Below are 17,465 nucleotides of genomic sequence, written 5' to 3' on the forward strand. Positions count from 1 at the left end.
CGCCGCCGCGCCGCCCGCCTCGCGCCGCCCGCGCCCCGCCGCCCCGCCCGCCCGCGCCGACGCCCACCGCGCCACCGCCCCGCCACCTGCCCGCGCCCCTTGCGTCGTCGGGCAAGATTGCGGTGTGGAGTCCGATCCCTTCCACGACTTCTTCCTCGCCTCGGCCGGCGCCGCGGGCGCGCTGATCGGGCTGCGCTTCGTCGTCGGCTCGCTGCTGCCGCTGCTGAACCAGCCGGGACCGGTCTCGGGCGGCCTGAGAGACGGCCGCTTCCTCGTCTCGCGCGCCTGGGAGCTGATCGGCGGCCCGACCGTCACGCTGCGCGGCGAGCTGCAGAAGCTGCTGCGCGCGCGACGCTAGGCGACGGCGTGCGCCCGCAGGTGGTCGAGCGCGCCGTCGAGCGCCGTCTCCAGCGGTTCGAGCGTGCCGCGCACCTGCGCCAGCAGCAGCCCGCCCTGGACCGCCGCCAGCAGCTCGGTCGCGTGCGCGTCGGGATCGGCGGCGCCGTCGACCAGGCCGGCTGAGCGCAGGCGCCGCACGCCGTCGGCGAGCAGCTCGGCCCAGCGCTCCCAGTACGCCGCGAGCTGGTCGCGCAGCAGCGGGTCGAAGGCGGCCGCCTCGGCCGTCAGCGACCCGATCGGGCAGCCGCGCACGCCGTCGACGCGCGTGTAGTGGGCGAGCACCGCCTCGCGCCACCGCTGCCACGACTCCCAGCTGTCGAGCCGGTCGAGCGCGGGCCGCTGGGCGTCGAGCACGCGCGCGCCCTGGAAGTCGGCGATCGCCCGCACCAGCTCGTGCTTGCCGTCGGGGAAGTAGTGGAACAGCTGGCTCTTCGAGGTGCTCGTCGCGCCGCGGACGTCGTCGAGGCTGGTGCCGCCGACACCGCGCTCGAGCACCTGGTCGGCGGCCGCGGCGACGATCCGCGCCCGGGTCGCGGCGCCCTTGGCGGTCAGGCTCATGCCGAGAGAGGATAGTGGACCGGTCGGTCCAGCGTGCTACCAATGGACCGCATGGTCCAGAAATCAGCAGCAGACACGAGCACGGCGAGCGCCGCGGCGGCCCCGGAGGCGGCGGCAGGCTCCGGTCGCCTCGCCGGCAGACGCGCGCTCGTCACCGGCGCGACGAGCGGGATCGGCCGCGCGATCGCGCTCGCCTACGCCGCCGAAGGCGCGACCGTCGCCGTCGCCGGCCGCGACGCCGGGCGCGGCGCGGCAGCGGTCGAGCAGATCGAGCGGGCCGGTGGCAGCGCGACCTTCGTCGCCGCCGACCTGACGACCGTCGCCGCCGTCCGGCAGCTGGCGCGCGACGCGCTCGCGGCCCTCGGCGGCAGCCTCGACGTGCTCGTCAACAACGCCGGCGTCTACCCGCCGACCGCGACCGAGACGGTCGACGAGCCGACGTTCGAGCAGGTGATCGCGACGAACGTGCGGGCGCCGTTCTTCCTTGTCCAGGCGCTCCTGCCGGCGCTGGAGGCGAGCCGCGGCACGATCGTCAACGTCGGCTCGTGGGGCGCCGCGGTCGGCCTTCCCGCCGGCGTCCTCTACGCCGCCAGCAAGGCGACGCTCGAACAGCTGACGCGCGGCTGGGCGGCCGAGCTGGGGCCGCGCGGCGTGCGCGTCAACACCGTCTCGCCCGGCATCACCGTCACCGACGGCACCGCCGCGATCGCCCCCGCGCTGGAGCACGTCGGCAGAGCGCTGCCGGCCGGCCGCCTCGCGCAGCCGCACGAGATCGCGAGCGCCGCCGTCTACCTCGCCGGCGACGAGTCCGCCTACGTCCACGGCGCGACGCTGCTGGTCGACGGCGGCGCGCTCAGCACGCGCGCGATCTGACGCAGCCGCCGACCGTGCGAATGGCGAAACCGTTCACGCCAGATGCACATGGGCTGCGAAGGAGTGGTCACCTAGGCTCGTTCGTGGTCATCGGCGTCGGCTGCATCCCCCATCGACGGCGCCGAACACACGAGAAGGAGCTGCTCTTGCAGATGCAGGACTACGCCCGCGCGGGCGGCACGCCCGCGCGGTCTCGTCGTCGTTCCCGCGCGGCGGCCGCCGCGCTCGGCGGTGCTGCCGCGGTGGCGCTGCTCGGCGCCGGCCAGGCGCAGGCGATCAACTACGTCCCGGCCTCCAACGGCGCCGTCTGGGGCGTCCACGACGCCGCCGCTCCGGGGCTCGACACCGGCTCGATCCGCGACGTCAGAAACTCCAGCGCGCTGATCGGCTTCGGCGGCATCCGCGTGCGGCTGGCCGGCTCCGAGCCGCGCTTCAACGGCGAGCTGATGCGCGGCTTCGGGCTGCGCTACGACGGCTACGAGGACTTCGCCTCCACCAGCGCCGCCGACCTCGGCGGCGTCTCGATCAGCCGGGCGATCCACGTCGAGAGATCGGCGACCTGGATCCGCTATGTCGACACGTTCACGAACACGACCGGCGGCAGCAAGACGATCGAGGTCGCCTTCGGCGGCCAGACCGGCTATGCGCAGACCTCGGCGAGCGCCAACGGCAGCAGCTCGGCGGCCAACCAGTCGAGCGTCGTGGCGACCTCCAGCGGCGACACGGCGCTGACGCCGGCCGACAGCTGGTCGATCGTCGCCTCGCCGCAGGCGGCCGCCTCCAACGCCAGCTTCAACGGCCCGGCCGGCGTCGTGATCGGCTCGCCGGCGCCGTTCGCCGGCGCGATGACGGCGGCGACGAACTTCTTCACGACCCCGTTCGACGGCTCGCTGATCACCAGCGGCCACCTCGCCAACTACCAGGGCTATCTCAACAAGCTGACGCTGAGAGCGGGCGAGACGAGATCGCTCGTCCACTTCGTCGCGGTCGGCCTGAGAGAGACCGCCGGGACGACCGGCCAGCAGGTCGACGCCGTCAGAACGGTGCTCAGCGGCCTCGCCGCCAACCCGGTGCTCGACGACCTGCCGGTCGGCACGCTCTGCACGATCGCCAACTTCAACCTGGCGGCGCTGACGATCCCCGGCTTCCTCGCGAGCGACTGCACGGGCGTCGCCTACTCGCAGGTCCCGACCGGCGGCGGCCCCGCCAGAACGCCGACGACCAGCTCGCCGTACGACGTCACCGGCAAGACGCTGAGCGAGCTGCAGGCCGACATGGAGGCCGGCGTGACGACCTCCGCGGAGATCACGCGCGCCTACCTCGACCGCGTCGCCGCCTACGACGTCGGCCCGTTCGGCTTCCACTCGCTGATCACCGTCGCGCCCGACGCGATGGAGCAGGCGCGCGCCGCCGACACGGCCCGCGCGCAGGGGAGAAGCGGCGAGCTGCTCGGCATCCCGGTCGCGGTCAAGGACCTCTACGACACGAAGGACATGCCGACGACCGGCGGCTCGCTCGTCTTCGACGGCTTCCGCCCGGTCCACGACTCGTTCCAGGTCGCGAAGCTGCGTGCGGCCGGCGCGATCATCTTCGCGAAGGCGAACCTGTCGGAGTACGCCAACTCCGGCTTCTTCTCGGAGTCCGGCTACGGCCAGGTGTGGAACGCGTTCGAGCCGTCGAAGTCGTCGATCGGCTCCTCCGGCGGCTCGGCCGTCGCGGTCGCGGCGTCGCTGGCGGCGGTCGCGCTCGGCTCGCAGACCGGCGACTCGCTGTGGGGCCCGTCGTCGGGCTCCTCGCTCTACTCCCTGCGCGGCACCGACGGCCTCGCCTCGACGTCCGGCGTGATGCCGCTGACGTGGGGCCAGGACTTCGCCGGCACGATCGCCCGCTCGGTGCCCGACCTGGCGGCGATGCTCGACGTCACGACCGGCACCGACCCGGCCGACGAGTGGACCGTCGAGGCCGACGCCGACGCGCGCCGTCCCGCCGACTGGCACGCCTCGCTCGACGCGAACGCGCTCAGCGGCAAGACGATCGGCTACTACGCCGACGCGTTCCCGGCCGGCTTCGGGATCGCGGCGACGCGTGACGCGATGGTCGCCTCGTTCGCCTGCTTCAGAACGGCCGGCGCGACGGTGAAGGAGATCCCGGCACCGCCGGCGGCGCCCTCCTCCGTGCCCGGCGACCGCGGCTACGAGGGCTGGGCCCGCTGGGTCGACGCCCACCCGGAGTCCGAGTACGACGACGCGGTCCAGATCATCGAGTCGCAGAGACGGCTCGCCTACTCGCGCAGCAGCGGCTACAGAGGCACCGGCCGGATGACGGCCTCCGAGGTCGCCGGCTGGAAGGCGTACCGCGCCGAGTACAAGGCGAGACTGGCGAGATGGATGGACGACAACGGCGTCGACGCGGTCGTCTACCCGGGCCTGCTGTCCGACATCGGCCTCAACGACACGGTCACGCCGAGCTTCGCCCGGATCGACCCGCAGTCTTCGGCCTCCGGCGTCCCGTCGGTGATATTCCCGGCCGGCAAGAACGACCACGACGAGCCGTTCAACCTGCAGCTGATGGGCCGGGCGTGGGACGACGCGAAGCTGATCGGCTTCGCCTACGCCTACGACCTCGTCCAGCACGGCCATCAGGAGACGAGCGAGGCGCCGCCGCTCAGATACGACCCGAGCGTGACGCCGAGACCGATCGTGATCGAGAGACTGGTGCCGTCGCAGACGACGCCGCCGGCGCCCGACCCGAACACGAACGTGCCGCTGCCGGCGACGCCGGCGCCGACGACCCCGGCCGCGAGAAGAGTCGCGATCAAGGTCGCCGTCGCGAAGAAGGCGAGCGTCAGAGGCGGCAAGGTCCGCTTCGTGCTGCGCAACGCCTCGAGCGCGAAGCTGACCGGCACGGTCACGCTGCGCGCGAAGGTCGGCAAGAAGACGGTCGTGCTCGGCAGCGGCAAGGTCTCGCTCGCGGCCGGCAAGCGCGGCACGCTGACGGTGACGCTCAGCAGGGCGGCCAGAAGAGCGCTCGGCGGCCGCGCGAAGGTGACGGCGACCGCGACCTACGCGCTCAGAAACGCGACCGGCGCGAAGACGACGAGAAAGGCGGCGCTGACGATCGCGCTGAAGTAGGCCGGCGGGTATGGTCGGCGGCGACGTGACGCCGCAGCCGCCGACCGATCCGCCCTCGCCCCGCGCCGACGCGCAGCGCAACCGCCGGAGAGTGCTGGAGGCGGTGCTGGCGTCGGCCGGCGAGGTGCGCGAGCTGTCGCTGGACGAGATCGCGCGCCGCGCCGGCGTCGGCCGCTCGACGCTCTTCCGCCACTTCGCCACGCGCGAGGAGCTGCTGCTGGCGGCGACCGCGCAGGCGATCGAGGAGGGGCAGCAGATAGCGCGCGCGGCGATCGCCGGCGGCGGCGGCGCGGCCGAGGTGCTGACCCGCCTCAGCCGCGACATCGCGCGGCTGGCGGCCCGCTTCGGCGTGCTGCGCGGCAACCGCGAGCTGGCGGCGCAGCTGATCGCGCGCGGCGAGGCCGACCCGCTGCTGGAGTGGGCGGTCGCCGCGCACGCGCGCGGCGAGCTGCGTCAGGAGCTGTCGCCGCGCTGGATCGCCGACATGCTGGTCGTGCTGGCGATGGCCTCCGCCGACCAGCTGCGCGAGCCCGGCAGCGACGAGGCCGAGGTCGCCGCGATGCTCGCGGCGACCATGATCGGCGCCTTCGTCGCCCCTACGGGCTGACCTCCGCCGTCGGCAGCGAGACCGCGACCCGCGTCGCCGTCGTCGTGCTGATCAGGTTGCTCGGCCGCACGTATGGCGAGTCGGTCGAGAGGATGTCGACGCGCGGCCGGTGGCCGGGCGCGAACGTCCACTGGCTGCCGTCGAGCTGGAAGCTGTACCGGCCCGTCTGCCCCGCGCCGACGCGGTAGACGCCGCGCGTGACGAGGATCCGTCTGCCGTCCGGCCCGACGTCCCACAGCCGCGCCGCCAGCTGGCCGTCGGCGCCGGTGTGGATGAAGTCGACCGTCACCGTCGGCATGCCGACGAGCGTGAACGCTCTGCTGCGTGACGGCCCGAGGCTGTTGATCGAGTTGAGCGGCTCGCCGGCGGCGACGACGCGGCAGGGGTTGGAGTTCTGCAGCGCCTGCGTGAACAGCTGGCCGAAGCTCGACCCGCCGGTGATGTTCGCTATGTCGATCGAGCCGTCGATCACGCCGGTCAGCACGTCGCCGAGCGTCCCGCCGATCGCCGGCAGCAGCGGGTCGTCGTCGAGCTGGCCGAGGTAGTTGAGCCCGGTCGAGGTCGTGCTCTGCGGCCAGACGGTGCTCCACGCCAGCGCGCCCGGGTGGGCGGCCGTCCAGCTCGCCGCCGTGCGCGGCGTCGGCACGTCCGGCCCGCTGCACGCCAGCGGGTAGAGCTTGACCGAGGAGGGCGCCGGCGCGCTGCCGCTTCTGCGCAGCTTCGCGTCGAAGAAGGCGGCGCCGTCGTCGACCAGTCTCGCGACCAGCGCCGATCTGTTGGAGGCCGGCATGTGGCCGGTGTCGGCGAGCGTCAGCGAGACGTCGGCGCTGGCGCTGGCGGCGCGCGCCTGGTTGTAGAGCCCGACGCCCTGCTGGGCGGTGAAGAGCGCGTCGGTCCAGCCGTTCTCGATCAGCATCGGCGCCGGCACGCCCGGGATCGAGACCGTGCCCTTGTGGGGGAAGGCGGCGATCACCTCGTCGATCGTTCTGCCCGTGTACGGCTCGCCCTGCAGCAGGCGCGTGTACCAGCCGGTCAGATCGGACTGCGCGTCGGCCCCGGAGGGCGCGACGTTGCCGATCAGCGCGCTGATCAGGTAGAGGAAGGTCGTGTACGACAGCTTCGCGACGCCGGGCGGCGAGGAGACGAGGCTGGCGCTCGGCACGACCGTGTCGTTGGCGCGGCCGTTGGGGATCAGCGCCGTGCCCAGCTCGGCCCAGCCCCAGCGCGGGTACGCGGCGGCGAGTCTGAGCGACGTGCCGGCCGGGCTTCTCCAGGCGCTGAAGCTGCCGTCGGGCAGCCGCACGCGATCCTTCAGGAAGGCCAGCTCGGCGGAGGTGCCGCCGCCGTAGGAGACGCCGGTCGCGCCGAGCGCGGCCGGGTCGGCGATCCCCTGGTCGACGAGCTTGCCGAGCAGCGTCTGCGCGTCGCGCGCCTCGTAGCGCGTGTCGTCGAGGTGGGTCCAGCCGCTGGCGCAGCCGGCGCTCGTCTTCGACGCCGCGCCGCACGAGTTGCCGAAGCCGCGCGCGGTCGGCGTCACGACGGCGTAGCCCTTCTGCGCGTAGAAGACGTTGTTGTAGTGGTACGTGAGCGCGCTGCTGCCGTCGGCTCTCGTGTCCTGGAACATCGCCTTGTCGCCGCCGAGGCCGTGCATCAGCACGATCGTCGGGAACGGGCCGTTGCCGCTCGCCGGCAGCGTCACGTCGACGTCGATCGGCAGGTTGTCGAACGACGGCACGCGCTGGTCGAGTCTCGTCGTCGGGCAGAACCGCACCCCGTTCTGCGCCGTGCAGGCGTGGCCGAACGGCGTCGGATCGGCGTTGGCCGGTGCTGCGCTGACCCCGAGCGCGCAGCAGCCTGCGGCGACGAGCGTCGCGAATCTCCGCATCTCTCCCCTTCTCCCCTTGCTGTCAGAAATGGAACGCGACGGTACCAGATAGCGCACTGACGGTGCCGATTTTCCGGTGCATCATTGAGGCGGTACTGTCTGTTGACCACGAGGAGAGGTTGGTCCGATGTCGTCGTCGCCCGCGCGTGCGCTCGCGCTCGCCGTTTCGCTGATCGCGTTCTGCGCGCTGCTCACCGTGCCGGCCGGCGCCGCCCGCATCGACGACGAGCAGCGCGCCGACGCGCATGCATCGGCGTTCACGACCTCGCCGGCCAATCTCAGGATCCCCGTGCGCGACCCCGCGCCGCCGGCCGGCGCGCAGGTGCTCAGATACAGATTCGGCCCGCTGACGATCAGACCGGGCCAGAACCTGATCGACATCGACCTGCAGAAGGAGCGGCCCAACGTCGACGGCTGGATCGTCGGCTTCCGCCCCGGCCTCGTCGACGCCAGAACCGGCAGAAGCCCGCCGGTGACCGAGGTCCACCTCCACCACGCGGTCTGGCTGGTCGACTTCCGCCCGACCTTCGCGGCCGGCGAGGAGAAGACCAACTTCAACGCGCCGGCCGGCTACGGCTGGCGCTACACGACCAGACAGTCGTGGCTGATCAACCACATGATCCACGACCTCGTCGCGCAGGAGCACAAGGTCTACCTCACCTACACCTTCTACTTCATCCCCGACACGGCGCCTGAGGCGGCCGGGATCAGAGAGATCCGCACGCAGTGGATGGACGTCGAGGGCGTCAAGCCGTACCCGGTCTTCAACGCGCTCAAGGGCTCGGGCACGAAGGGCAAGTTCACCTACCCCGACCAGGCCAGGAACCCGTATCCGGACCGGCCCGGCAACCCCCGCAACCAGTGGGTCGCCGACCGCGACGCGACGCTCGTGCTGGCCGCCGGCCACCTCCACCCGGGCGGTCTCTGGACCGACCTGACGGTCACGCGCGACGGCCGCACGGTGCCGATCTTCCGCTCGCGCGCGAACTACTACGAGCCCAGCGGCGCGGTCTCGTGGGACGTCGCGATGAGCGCGACCGCGCCCGACTGGCGGGTCCACATCCGGAGAGGCGACGTCCTCAGAGTGAGCGCCACCTACGACACGACGAAGGCGTCGTGGTACGAGGTGATGGGGATCATGATCACCGGCATCACGCTCGGCGACGAGGGCGGCGTCGACCCCTTCACAGGCAGAGTCGACCAGAGCGACTTCCTCACCCACGGCCGTCTGCGCGAGAACATCGACCCGGCCGCGACGCGCAGGGTCAACCCCGGCTACGCGAACTCGCTCAAGCTGAGACAGGGGCCGTTCACCTCGAAGGTCGTGATCCGCAACTTCGGCTTCGAGCAGGGCGACCTCGCGATGCCCGGCCGCAAGGGTCTGCCGCCGTCGGTCGCGCAGGGCAGCAGCATCACGTTCGTCAACCAGGACCAGCCGACGACCGTCCGCTTCCACACCGTCACCGGGTGCAGAGCGCCCTGCAACCGCGGCAGCGGGATCTCCTTCCCGCTGGCTGACGGCAGCGGCCTGTTCGACTCCGGCGAGCTCGGCTTCGGGCCGGCGATCAACACCTCGGTGATCAGCGGCGGCGGGGGCGAGCAGGTGGCCGGCTCACCGGTGATCGACGTGCCGGCAGGCAGAGAGCGGTGCGCCGAGGGCGGCCCGACCGGCCTCATCAACGCGGTCAGAACGGGCTGCATCGGGCGCGTCACGTGGAGAACGCCGAAGAACCTCAGACCCGGCACCTACACCTACTTCTGCCGCATCCACCCGTTCATGCGCGGCGCCTTCCGCGTCGTGCCCAGACAGCAGCTGAGGAAGTAGCGAAATGCACGCACGGAAGCTGATCGCCGCGGCGGCCGCGGCGGGCGCGCTGGCGCTGGCCGCGCTGCCGGCCGCCGACGCCGCGCCGAAGGGCAAGTCGGTCGTCATCCGCGACAACCGCTTCGCGCCGACGAGCGTGTCGGTCGCGAAGGGCGCGACGGTGACGTGGGCATGGCGCGGCAAGGCCGCTCACAACGTCCACGTCAGCAGCGGCCCGGCGCGCTTCACCAGCCCCAACAAGGTCAGCGGCAGCTGGTCGAGGAGGCTGACGAAGAAGGGCAGCTACGCGATCGTCTGCACGATCCATCCGGGCATGAAGATGTCCCTGACGGTCAAGTAGCGCCGACAGCGCCGCTTCGCGCGAACATTGCTCCTCCGACGTTGCACCTGAGGGAGGAGAGACGGGATGGCAGACCGCTTCGAGGGCCAGGTGGCGCTCGTGACCGGCGCGGCCGGCGGGATCGGTGCCGCGGTCGCCGAGCGGCTCGCGGCCGAGGGGGCGCACGTCGCCGTGCTCGACCGCGACGAGGCCGGCGCGCGCGCGACCGCCGCGCGGATCGGCGCCGCGGGCGGCAGCGCCTCTGCCCACCTCGTCGACGTCGCCGACGCGGCGCGGGTCGATGCGCTGTTCGACGCGCTCGCCGCCGAGCGCGGCCGCATCGACGTGCTCGTCAACAACGCCGGGATCACGCGCGACAACCTGCTCTTCAAGATGAGCGAAGAGGACTGGGACACCGTCCTCGCCGTCAACCTGAAGTCGGTCTTTCTCTGCTCGCGCGCCGCCCAGCGCACGATGGTGCCGGCGCGCGGGGGGAAGATCGTCAACCTCTCCAGCCGCTCCGCGCGCGGCGCTCGCGGCCAGGCCAACTACGCCGCCGCGAAAGCCGGCGTTCAGGGCCTGACGGCGACGCTCGCGACCGAGCTGGGGCCGTTCGGGATCAACGTCAACGCTGTCGCCCCAGGCTATGTCGCGACCGAGATGACCGATCGCACCGCGCGCCGGCTCGGCTTCGAGCCGGCCGATCACCAGGCGAAGGTCGCCGAGCAGATCCCGCTGCGGCGGGTCGCCGTCCCGGCCGACGTCGCCGCCGTCGTCGCCTTCCTCGCCTCCGACGACGCACGTCACGTCACCGGCCAGACGCTCTACATCACCGGAGGGCAGCGCTGATGGATCTGCAACTGACCGACGTCCAGCGCGACCTGCGCGACACCGCGCGCGCGTTCATCGCCAGAGAGGTGATGCCGCTGGAAGCGGAGGTGCTGCGGCACGAGCGGCGCGGCGAGAAGGGGATCGCGCCCGCCGAGCTGCGCGAGCTGCAGGCGCGGGCGCGCAGATTCGGCTTCTGGGGGATCGGCACCCCGGCGCGGTTCGGCGGCGCCGACCTGCCGGCCGTGACGCAGTCGCTGATCTGGACCGAGGTCGGCCGCACCTGCGTCCCGTTCCTGTTCGGCGGCGAGGCCGACAACATCCTCTACAAGGCGTCCTCCGAGCAGCAGCGGGAGTTCCTGCTGCCGACGATCGAGGGCGAGCGCACCTCCTGCTTCGCGATCACCGAGCCGGAAGCCGGCTCCGACGCGACCGCGATCCGCATGCGCGCCGTGCGCGACGGCGACGACTGGGTCCTCAACGGCGAGAAGACCTTCATCACCAAGGGCGTCGAGGCCGACTTCGCGATCGTGATCGCCGTGACCGACGCCGACAAGGGCCATCGCGGCGGCCACACCGCCTTCCTCGTCGATCGTTCGATGGGCTGGACCGCCGACCCGATCGAGACGATGGGGCCGTCGACGCCGGCCGCGATGGGCTTCGTCGACGTGCGCGTGCCGGCGCGCAACGTGCTCGGCGAGGTCGGCGAGGGCTTCAGCCTCGCGATGGAGTGGATCGGTCGCGGCCGCTACGTGATCCCGTCGCGCGCGATCGGCGCCTGCGAGCGGCTGCTGGCGATGGCGGTCGAGTACGCCAACGACCGCCGCACCTTCGGCAAGGCGATCGGCGAGCACCAGATGATCCAGCAGCAGCTCGCCGACTGCGAGCTCGACCTCGAACAGGCGCGCTGGCTCGTGCTGGTCGCCGCCTGGACGGTCGAGCAGGGCCGCGACGCCCGCCACGAGGCCGCCCTCTCGAAGCTCGGCGGCGCGACCGCCGCCAACCGCATCGTCGATCGCGTGATGCAGATCCACGGCGGCATGGGCTACACGGCCGAGCTGCCGATCGAGCGCTGGTACCGCGAGGCGCGGCTGTGGCGGATCTTCGAAGGGACCGACGAGATCCAGCGCCGCACGATCGCGCGCGACCTGCTCGCGGGACGCCGCCGGATCGGCGGCCACCTCGCCTGAGGCTGACGCGCCGCCTCGTCGCGCGGCTGCCGCGCCGGCGTCCGGCGGTCGCCGCTCACCTCTCGAGCGGTCTGCCGCCGGGCGCGACGAGGCCGGTCTCGTAGGCGTAGATGACCGCCTGCACGCGGCTGGTCAGGCCGAGCTTGCCGAGCATCCGCCGCACGTGGCCCTTGACCGTGCTCTCCTCCAGCTGCAGGTGGGTGGCGATCTCGGCGTTGGAGCGGCCGCCGGCGATCGCCAGCAGCACGTCGTGCTCGCGCGGCGTCAGCTCCTCCAGCGCCGGGTCGCCGGCGCGGGCCGGCGCGGCGGAGGCGAACTGGTCGAGCAGGCGGCGCGTCACCTCGGGCGAGATCAGCGCGTCGCCGGCCGCGACGGCGCGGACGGCGTCGACGATCCGCTCCGGCGGCGAGTCCTTCACGAGGAAGCCGACGGCGCCGGCGCGCAGCGCCTCGAAGACGTACTCGTCGAGGTCGAAGGTCGTGATCACGATCACCTCGACCTCGGCGAAGTCGCGCAGCCGCCGCGTCGCCTCGAGGCCGTCCATCCGCGGCATGCGGATGTCCATCAGCACGACGTCGGGGCTGCGGCGCTCGACCTGGCCGACCGCGTCGAGCCCGTCGACCGCCTCGCCGACGACCTCGATGTCGGGCTCGCTCTCCAGGATCATCCGCAGCCCCTGACGCGAGATCGCCTGGTCGTCGGCGACGATCACGCGGATCATGCGCGCGCTCCCGTCGGCCGCGTCCCGGCCGGCCGCGCGCCGGCTCCGCCGAGCGGCAGCGTCGCCCGCACCGACCAGCCTCTGCGGCCGACCGGCCCGGCCTCCAGCTCGCCGCCGACGAGCGCGACCCGCTCGCGCATCCCGGCCAGCCCGCCGCCGTGGCGGCCCGGCTGGCCACCGACGCCGTCGTCGTCGACCGCGACGAACAGCTCGTCGTCGCCGAAGTCGACGCGCACGACGACCTCGCTCGCGTGCGCGTGGCGGACGACGTTCGTGAGCGACTCCTGCACGATCCGGTAGGCGCAGGTCTCGACGTCGTCGGGCAGGCTGCGCTCCTCGCCTCGCAGCCGCAGGTCGACGTCGAGGCCGGCCTCGCGCGCGGGCGTCAGCAGCAGCTCGACGTGCTCCAGCCGCGGCGCCGGCGAGAGCGTCGCCGGACCCGACTCGCGCAGGACCCCGAGCGCCCGTCTCGTCTGCCCGAGCGCCTCGGTCGTCAGCCCGTGGATCCGCTCGAAGGCGGCCTTCGCGACCGGGTCGGGGGTCGTGCGGCCGGCGCCGGCCGCCTGCAGCGAGATCGCCGAGAGGTGGTGGCCGGTGATGTCGTGCACGTCGCGCGCGATCCGCAGCCGCTCCTCGGCGACCGCGCGCTCGACGTCGCGGTCGCGCAGCTCCTCGACCTTGCGCGCCAGCTCGTTCGCGTCGCGCGCGCTGATGCGGTAGGCGCGCAGCTTCTCGCCGACCAGCGCCGGCAGCATCCCGACGGCGAACGCGCCGATCAGGACGACGACCCACTGGCCGTGGGTGTCGAGCAGCGCGCAGAAGGCGAAGACGAGGCCGGAGAAGACGCCGAGCGTGCCGGTCAGCCGCATCTCGGCGCGGCTGGTCGCGGCGCCGACAAGCCCGAGCGCGACCAGCAGCGGGCCGGTCATCGGGTAGTTGAGGGTCGCGCCGAGCGCGGACAGCAGCAGCGCCGCGATCGCGGCGCCGCGACGGTCGACGCGCCGGAAGGCGACCGGCGTGCAGGCGATCGCGATCACGGCGATCCCGAGCAGGTCGACCGATCTCGGCGGCGTGGTCGACGTCGAGGTGCTCGTGCGCTCGACCCACTTGCCCAGCCCGACGCAGACGACGGCGCAGACGATCGCGGCGAGCACGTCGGCGCGCGCGGGCGGGGTCAAGCGGCGAGTCTCGGCCTGCACGCGCAACAGCCTAGCCCCGCTCAGGCGGCGGCCAACGGCCCGCGCGACGGTGGCGCGGCGGCGCGCTCGGCGGCGGCGGTCGCGCCGCCGTCGACGATCAGGTCGATGCCGGTCACGTACGACGCCTCCGGCGAGGCGAGCCAGTCGATCGCGGCGGCGATCTCGCGCGGGCCGCCGAGCCGTCTCAGCGCCGCGTGCGCGACCAGCTCGCGCACGGTCGGCTCCTGCGCGATCTCGGCGCGGCCCATCGGCGTGTCGATCAGGCCGGGGGAGACGGAGACGATCCGCGCGCCGGCCGCTCCCCAGATGTCGGCCTGGCGCCGCACGAGCCGGATCACCCCGAGCTTCGACAGCGCGTAGGCGATCTGCGGGTGGACGATCGCGCCGTTGGTCGCCGCCAGCAGCGAGTCGAACAACGCCGGGTGGTCGGGGTCGTCGAGCAGCGCCAGAACCCGCGGGGACGACGCAGATTCTGACGCCGCTCGAGCTTGGTGGCCGGCGATCGAGGCGACGCAGATCGCGACCGAGCCGGTCGTCGCGTACGGCAGGAATGCCCGCAGCAGCGCGTCGGTTCCGATCAGGTTGACGTCGACGATCGTGCGGCCGTCGGCCATCGTCGGAGAGAGGCCGGCGGCGTGCGCGAGCGTGCCGAGCGGGCGCTCGTGCAGCGTCGCGGCGAGCGCGAGCACCTCGCCGGGATCGGCGAGGTCGCCCGCGACCAGCTCCTCGATCGCGTAGCCGTCGGCGAGCAGCCGGCCGGCGACCGCGGCCAGCGGCTCGCGTTCGCGGTCGGCGAGGATGAGCGGTCCGCGGCGGCCCAGCCGGCGGGCGCATTCGAGGCCGATGCCGCCTGCGGCGCCGGTCACGACGTGGATGGGTGCGGAGGTGCTCATCGGGTGGCTCCTCAGAGTCCGGGGGAGGGGAGGTGCCTTCACACCGTCGCGCACCGGCGCCGTTCCCACCTCCTCCGAAAGGACTGATCGACCCGCCCCCGAGGGCGCACCCAAGACGCACCCTGCGGTCGTCGGCAGATGCGCCCGCGCAGTCCATCGTGGACGTCACCACCTCTCGCCCGTCCCCCGAACCGCAAGGACTCCTCTCCGATGGCCACCGCTCTCTACCGATTGGGCCGCGCCGCCTTCCGCCGCCGGCGGCTCGTGCTCGCGATCTGGCTCGTGCTGTTCGCCGGCATGGGCGTCGCGGCCGGCACGCTCTCCGGCCCGACCAACGACAGATTCTCGATCCCCGGCACCGAGGCGCAGCAGGCGATCGACCTGCTGTCCGAGCGGCTGCCGCAGGCCAACGGCGCCTCCGGGCGGATCGTCTTCGCCGCGCCCGAGGGCGAGCAGCTGACCGGCCAGCAGAGAACGGCCGTGCAGGAATCGCTCGCGAGGGTCGGCAGAAGCGGCGGCGTGCTCGCCGCCAGCGACCCGTTCGCGACCGGCGCGGTCTCCGAGGACGGCCGCATCGCGCTCTCCAGCGTCACCTTCAGAGACACCGCGCAGGACCTCGACAACGACACCCGCGCCGCGGTCGAGCAGGCCGCCGACGGTGCCAAGGCCGAGGGCGTGCAGGTCGAGTTCGGCGGCGACGCCGTGCAGCAGGAGGCCGGCGCCGGCGGGATCGGCGAGGTGATCGGCTTCGCCGTCGCCGCGCTCGTGCTCGCGATCACCTTCGGTTCGCTCGTCGCCGCCGGCCTGCCGCTGCTGACCGCGCTCGTCGGCGTCGGCATCGGCCTGCTCGGGATCACGACGATGACAGGCTTCGTCGACCTCTCCTCGACGACGCCGACGCTCGCGCTGATGCTCGGCCTCGCGGTCGGGATCGACTACGCGCTGTTCATCATCTCGCGCCATCGAACGCAGCTGTACGAGGGCCTCGATCCGGAGGAGTCGGCCGGCCGCGCTGTCGGCACCGCCGGCAGCGCCGTCGTCTTCGCCGGCGCGACCGTCGTGATCGCGCTCGCCGCGCTGACCGTCGTCGGGATCCCGTTCCTGACCGCGATGGGCCTCGCCGCCGCCGCGACCGTCGCCGTCGCCGTGCTGGTCGCGATCACGCTCGTGCCGGCGCTGCTCGGCTTCGCCGGCACGAAGCTGATGAAGGGCAAGAACTTCGAGACCGGCCCGCGCGCCGCGAAGCCGACGATGGGCGCGCGCTGGGTCGGCTTCGTCACCCGCCACCGCGTCCCCGCCGTGCTGCTGACCGTGATCGCGCTCGGCGCCGCCGCGATCCCGGTGCTGAGCATGCGCCTGGGCCTGCCGGACGACTCGACGGCGGCGCCGTCGCAGACCAACCGCCAGGCCTACGACCTGCTGACCGAGGGCTTCGGCCCCGGCTTCAACGGGCCGCTGACGATCGTCGTCGACGCGGCCAGAGGCGGCAGCGCGCAGCAGGCCGCCGACGCCGTCGCGGCCGAGTTCAGAGGCCACTCCGACGTCGCCGCGATCGGCAGACCGACGCTCAACAGAGCCGGCGACACCGCGATCATCTCGCTGACGCCGAGAAGCGGCCCGTCGACCACGGAGACGAAGGACCTCGTCGCCGACATCCGCGACCGTGCGGGCGCGCTCGACGAGCAGCTCAACGCCGAGATCCTCGTGACCGGCGCGACGGCGACCAACATCGACGTCTCCGACCGCATGGGCGCCGCGCTCGTGCCCTACCTGGCGGTGATCGTCGGGCTGGCGATGCTGCTGCTGATGATCGCCTTCCGCTCGCTGCTGGTGCCGCTGACGGCGCTCGGCGGCTTCCTGCTGACGATCGGCGCCGCCTTCGGCATGACGGTGCTCGTCTTCCAGGAGGGCTTCGCCGCCAGCCTGATCGGCGTCGAGCAGACGGCGCCGATCATCTCGCTGCTGCCGGTGCTGATCATCGGCATCCTCTTCGGGCTCGCGATGGACTACCAGGTCTTCCTGGTGTCGCGGATGCGCGAGGAGCACGTCCACGGGGCCGACCCCGACACCGCGGTGAAGGAGGGCTTCCGCCACGGCGCGCGCGTCGTCACCGCCGCCGCGCTGATCATGGGCGCCGTCTTCTCCGGCTTCATCCTGGAGGACGACGCGATCATCAAGTCGATCGGCTTCGCGCTCGCGTTCGGCATCCTCGTCGACGCCTTCATCGTGCGGATGACGCTGATCCCGGCGCTGATGAGCCTGCTCGGCACGCGCGCCTGGTGGCTGCCGCGCTGGCTCGACCGCGCCCTGCCGCGCGTCGACATCGAGGGCGAGACGCTGCGGACCGACCACGGCACCCCGGCCGCGGCCGGCGCCGCCCCCGAGAAGGCCGCGGTCTAAGCCGCGAGCGCCGCCGGCGGCACGACCATCAGGTCGCTGTCGCCGGCGAGCGAGCCGCGCCGCGCCCACACGCGGCGGGCGACGTCGGCCAGTCGCTCGCCGTGGTCGGCGGCGACGTGGCGCAGCCGCTCGGAGGCGTGGCGCTCGGTCATCGGCAGCTCGTGCGTGAGGACCGACTTCGCGCGCATCAGCGCGTCGAGGTCGCGCATCACCTTCAGCGGATCGAGCGCCTCGCGCTCGACCTGGGCCAGCTCGGCCCCGCGCGCGAGCGCCAGCTCCAGCGCCGCCGTCAGCTCGCGGTCGCCGAACGGCTCCGCCAGCCGCACGACGAGCGCGCGCGGCTCGCGCCGGTCGAGCAGCCGCGGGACGAGCTGCACGACGCGGCGCCCGCCCAGCGGCGGCAGCACGAGCGCGCAGAGGTCAGGACACAGCTCCTGCTCCAGCGTCAACGCCATCACGGTGTCCGGCCACGGTCCGAGCGCGCGAGCGCCGCTGGCGGCGATCCGCCGCGTCAGCGCGCGGCCGTGCTCGGGCTCGCGCGCGACGACCATCACGGTCGCGGTCTCGAGCGTGGTCTCGGACAGAGTCGTGTGGCGCATGAGCGTCACTGTCGCGCCGCCACGTCACGACTGTGTAA

The 17,465-nt window shown here is 73.0% G+C and carries 14 protein-coding genes and 1 pseudogene; 9 read left to right on the plus strand and 6 right to left on the minus strand.

Annotation, left to right across the window (positions count from 1 at the left end; translation table 11 throughout):
* A pseudogene (locus Q7L73_RS22615) lies at positions 1 to 358 on the plus strand (hypothetical protein); the annotation flags it as partial.
* Here Q7L73_RS22615 and Q7L73_RS22620 read toward each other — a convergent pair.
* Positions 355 to 957 carry a TetR/AcrR family transcriptional regulator gene (locus tag Q7L73_RS22620; RefSeq protein ID WP_304692109.1) on the minus strand — a complete coding sequence of 201 codons (603 nt, stop codon included), beginning with the start codon at positions 955 to 957 and terminating at the stop codon, positions 355 to 357. The pseudogene Q7L73_RS22615 and the gene Q7L73_RS22620 sit on opposite strands and share 4 nt — an antisense overlap.
* Before the next feature lie 51 nt (positions 958 to 1,008).
* Here Q7L73_RS22620 and Q7L73_RS22625 point away from each other — a divergent pair, with 51 nt between their 5' ends.
* From Q7L73_RS22625 to Q7L73_RS22635, 3 genes are all read left to right on the plus strand, one after another.
* Positions 1,009 to 1,830 (plus strand): SDR family NAD(P)-dependent oxidoreductase, encoded by an 822-nt coding sequence (locus Q7L73_RS22625; RefSeq protein ID WP_304692111.1) that lies wholly within the window; start codon positions 1,009 to 1,011, stop codon positions 1,828 to 1,830.
* Between the two features lie 152 nt (positions 1,831 to 1,982).
* A complete protein-coding gene (locus tag Q7L73_RS22630) occupies positions 1,983 to 4,961 on the plus strand; it encodes an amidase (RefSeq protein WP_304692222.1) in 2,979 nt (992 codons plus the stop codon).
* A 25-nt stretch (positions 4,962 to 4,986) separates the two neighbouring features.
* A complete protein-coding gene (locus Q7L73_RS22635) occupies positions 4,987 to 5,568 on the plus strand; it encodes a TetR/AcrR family transcriptional regulator (RefSeq protein ID WP_304692113.1) in 582 nt (193 codons plus the stop codon).
* Here Q7L73_RS22635 and Q7L73_RS22640 read toward each other — a convergent pair.
* Complete coding sequence (locus Q7L73_RS22640) at positions 5,558 to 7,453, minus strand: alpha/beta fold hydrolase (RefSeq protein WP_304692115.1); 1,896 nt, start codon at positions 7,451 to 7,453, stop codon at positions 5,558 to 5,560. The two genes, Q7L73_RS22635 and Q7L73_RS22640, sit on opposite strands and share 11 nt — an antisense overlap.
* A gap of 127 nt (positions 7,454 to 7,580) precedes the next feature.
* Between Q7L73_RS22640 and Q7L73_RS22645 the strand changes: the two genes are divergently transcribed.
* From Q7L73_RS22645 to Q7L73_RS22660, 4 genes are all read left to right on the plus strand, one after another.
* Complete coding sequence (locus Q7L73_RS22645) at positions 7,581 to 9,278, plus strand: hypothetical protein (protein WP_304692117.1); 1,698 nt, start codon at positions 7,581 to 7,583, stop codon at positions 9,276 to 9,278.
* A gap of 4 nt (positions 9,279 to 9,282) precedes the next feature.
* Entirely contained in the window at positions 9,283 to 9,618 is a 336-nt protein-coding gene (locus Q7L73_RS22650) for a plastocyanin/azurin family copper-binding protein (RefSeq protein ID WP_304692119.1), read from the plus strand.
* A gap of 66 nt (positions 9,619 to 9,684) precedes the next feature.
* Complete coding sequence (fabG, locus tag Q7L73_RS22655; RefSeq protein WP_304692121.1) at positions 9,685 to 10,446, plus strand: 3-oxoacyl-ACP reductase FabG; 762 nt, start codon at positions 9,685 to 9,687, stop codon at positions 10,444 to 10,446.
* Positions 10,446 to 11,615 carry an acyl-CoA dehydrogenase family protein gene (locus Q7L73_RS22660; protein ID WP_304692123.1) on the plus strand — a complete coding sequence of 390 codons (1,170 nt, stop codon included), beginning with the start codon at positions 10,446 to 10,448 and terminating at the stop codon, positions 11,613 to 11,615. Before fabG ends, Q7L73_RS22660 begins: the two co-directional genes overlap by 1 nt.
* A gap of 55 nt (positions 11,616 to 11,670) precedes the next feature.
* Here the strand turns inward: Q7L73_RS22660 and Q7L73_RS22665 are convergent, their stop codons facing one another.
* The 3 genes from Q7L73_RS22665 to Q7L73_RS22675 are packed head-to-tail and all read right to left on the minus strand — an operon-like array spanning position 11,671 to position 14,428.
* A complete protein-coding gene (locus Q7L73_RS22665) occupies positions 11,671 to 12,336 on the minus strand; it encodes a response regulator transcription factor (protein WP_304692125.1) in 666 nt (221 codons plus the stop codon).
* Positions 12,333 to 13,535, minus strand: a complete 1,203-nt coding sequence (locus Q7L73_RS22670) for a sensor histidine kinase (RefSeq protein ID WP_304692127.1) — start codon at positions 13,533 to 13,535, stop codon at positions 12,333 to 12,335. The genes Q7L73_RS22665 and Q7L73_RS22670 overlap by 4 nt, the downstream gene beginning before the upstream one ends.
* A 20-nt stretch (positions 13,536 to 13,555) precedes the next feature.
* The gene (locus Q7L73_RS22675; protein ID WP_304692129.1) at positions 13,556 to 14,428 is read right to left on the minus strand and encodes an SDR family oxidoreductase; all 873 of its coding nucleotides are present in this window, start codon (positions 14,426 to 14,428) and stop codon (positions 13,556 to 13,558) included.
* A 210-nt stretch (positions 14,429 to 14,638) separates the two neighbouring features.
* Between Q7L73_RS22675 and Q7L73_RS22680 the strand changes: the two genes are divergently transcribed.
* A complete protein-coding gene (locus Q7L73_RS22680) occupies positions 14,639 to 16,828 on the plus strand; it encodes an MMPL family transporter (RefSeq protein ID WP_304692131.1) in 2,190 nt (729 codons plus the stop codon).
* Here the strand turns inward: Q7L73_RS22680 and Q7L73_RS22685 are convergent.
* Entirely contained in the window at positions 16,825 to 17,427 is a 603-nt protein-coding gene (locus Q7L73_RS22685) for a hypothetical protein (RefSeq protein ID WP_304692133.1), read from the minus strand. The two genes, Q7L73_RS22680 and Q7L73_RS22685, sit on opposite strands and share 4 nt — an antisense overlap.
* Between the last annotated feature and the right edge of the window lie 38 nt (positions 17,428 to 17,465).

The organism is Conexibacter sp. CPCC 205762 (genome assembly GCF_030646155.1).
GTDB lineage: Bacteria > Actinomycetota > Thermoleophilia > Solirubrobacterales > Solirubrobacteraceae > Conexibacter.

Coding starts and splice junctions, on each gene's coding strand:
- Q7L73_RS22675 (WP_304692129.1), bottom strand. CDS start 14,428: ATGAGCACCTCCGCACCCATCCACGTCGTGACCGGCGCCGCAGGCGGC.
- fabG (WP_304692121.1), top strand. CDS start 9,685: ATGGCAGACCGCTTCGAGGGCCAGGTGGCGCTCGTGACCGGCGCGGCC.
- Q7L73_RS22680 (WP_304692131.1), top strand. CDS start 14,639: ATGGCCACCGCTCTCTACCGATTGGGCCGCGCCGCCTTCCGCCGCCGG.
- Q7L73_RS22685 (WP_304692133.1), bottom strand. CDS start 17,427: ATGCGCCACACGACTCTGTCCGAGACCACGCTCGAGACCGCGACCGTG.
- Q7L73_RS22665 (WP_304692125.1), bottom strand. CDS start 12,336: ATGATCCGCGTGATCGTCGCCGACGACCAGGCGATCTCGCGTCAGGGG.
- Q7L73_RS22645 (WP_304692117.1), top strand. CDS start 7,581: ATGTCGTCGTCGCCCGCGCGTGCGCTCGCGCTCGCCGTTTCGCTGATC.
- Q7L73_RS22640 (WP_304692115.1), bottom strand. CDS start 7,453: ATGCGGAGATTCGCGACGCTCGTCGCCGCAGGCTGCTGCGCGCTCGGG.
- Q7L73_RS22625 (WP_304692111.1), top strand. CDS start 1,009: ATGGTCCAGAAATCAGCAGCAGACACGAGCACGGCGAGCGCCGCGGCG.
- Q7L73_RS22650 (WP_304692119.1), top strand. CDS start 9,283: ATGCACGCACGGAAGCTGATCGCCGCGGCGGCCGCGGCGGGCGCGCTG.
- Q7L73_RS22660 (WP_304692123.1), top strand. CDS start 10,446: ATGGATCTGCAACTGACCGACGTCCAGCGCGACCTGCGCGACACCGCG.
- Q7L73_RS22630 (WP_304692222.1), top strand. CDS start 1,983: ATGCAGGACTACGCCCGCGCGGGCGGCACGCCCGCGCGGTCTCGTCGT.
- Q7L73_RS22620 (WP_304692109.1), bottom strand. CDS start 957: ATGAGCCTGACCGCCAAGGGCGCCGCGACCCGGGCGCGGATCGTCGCC.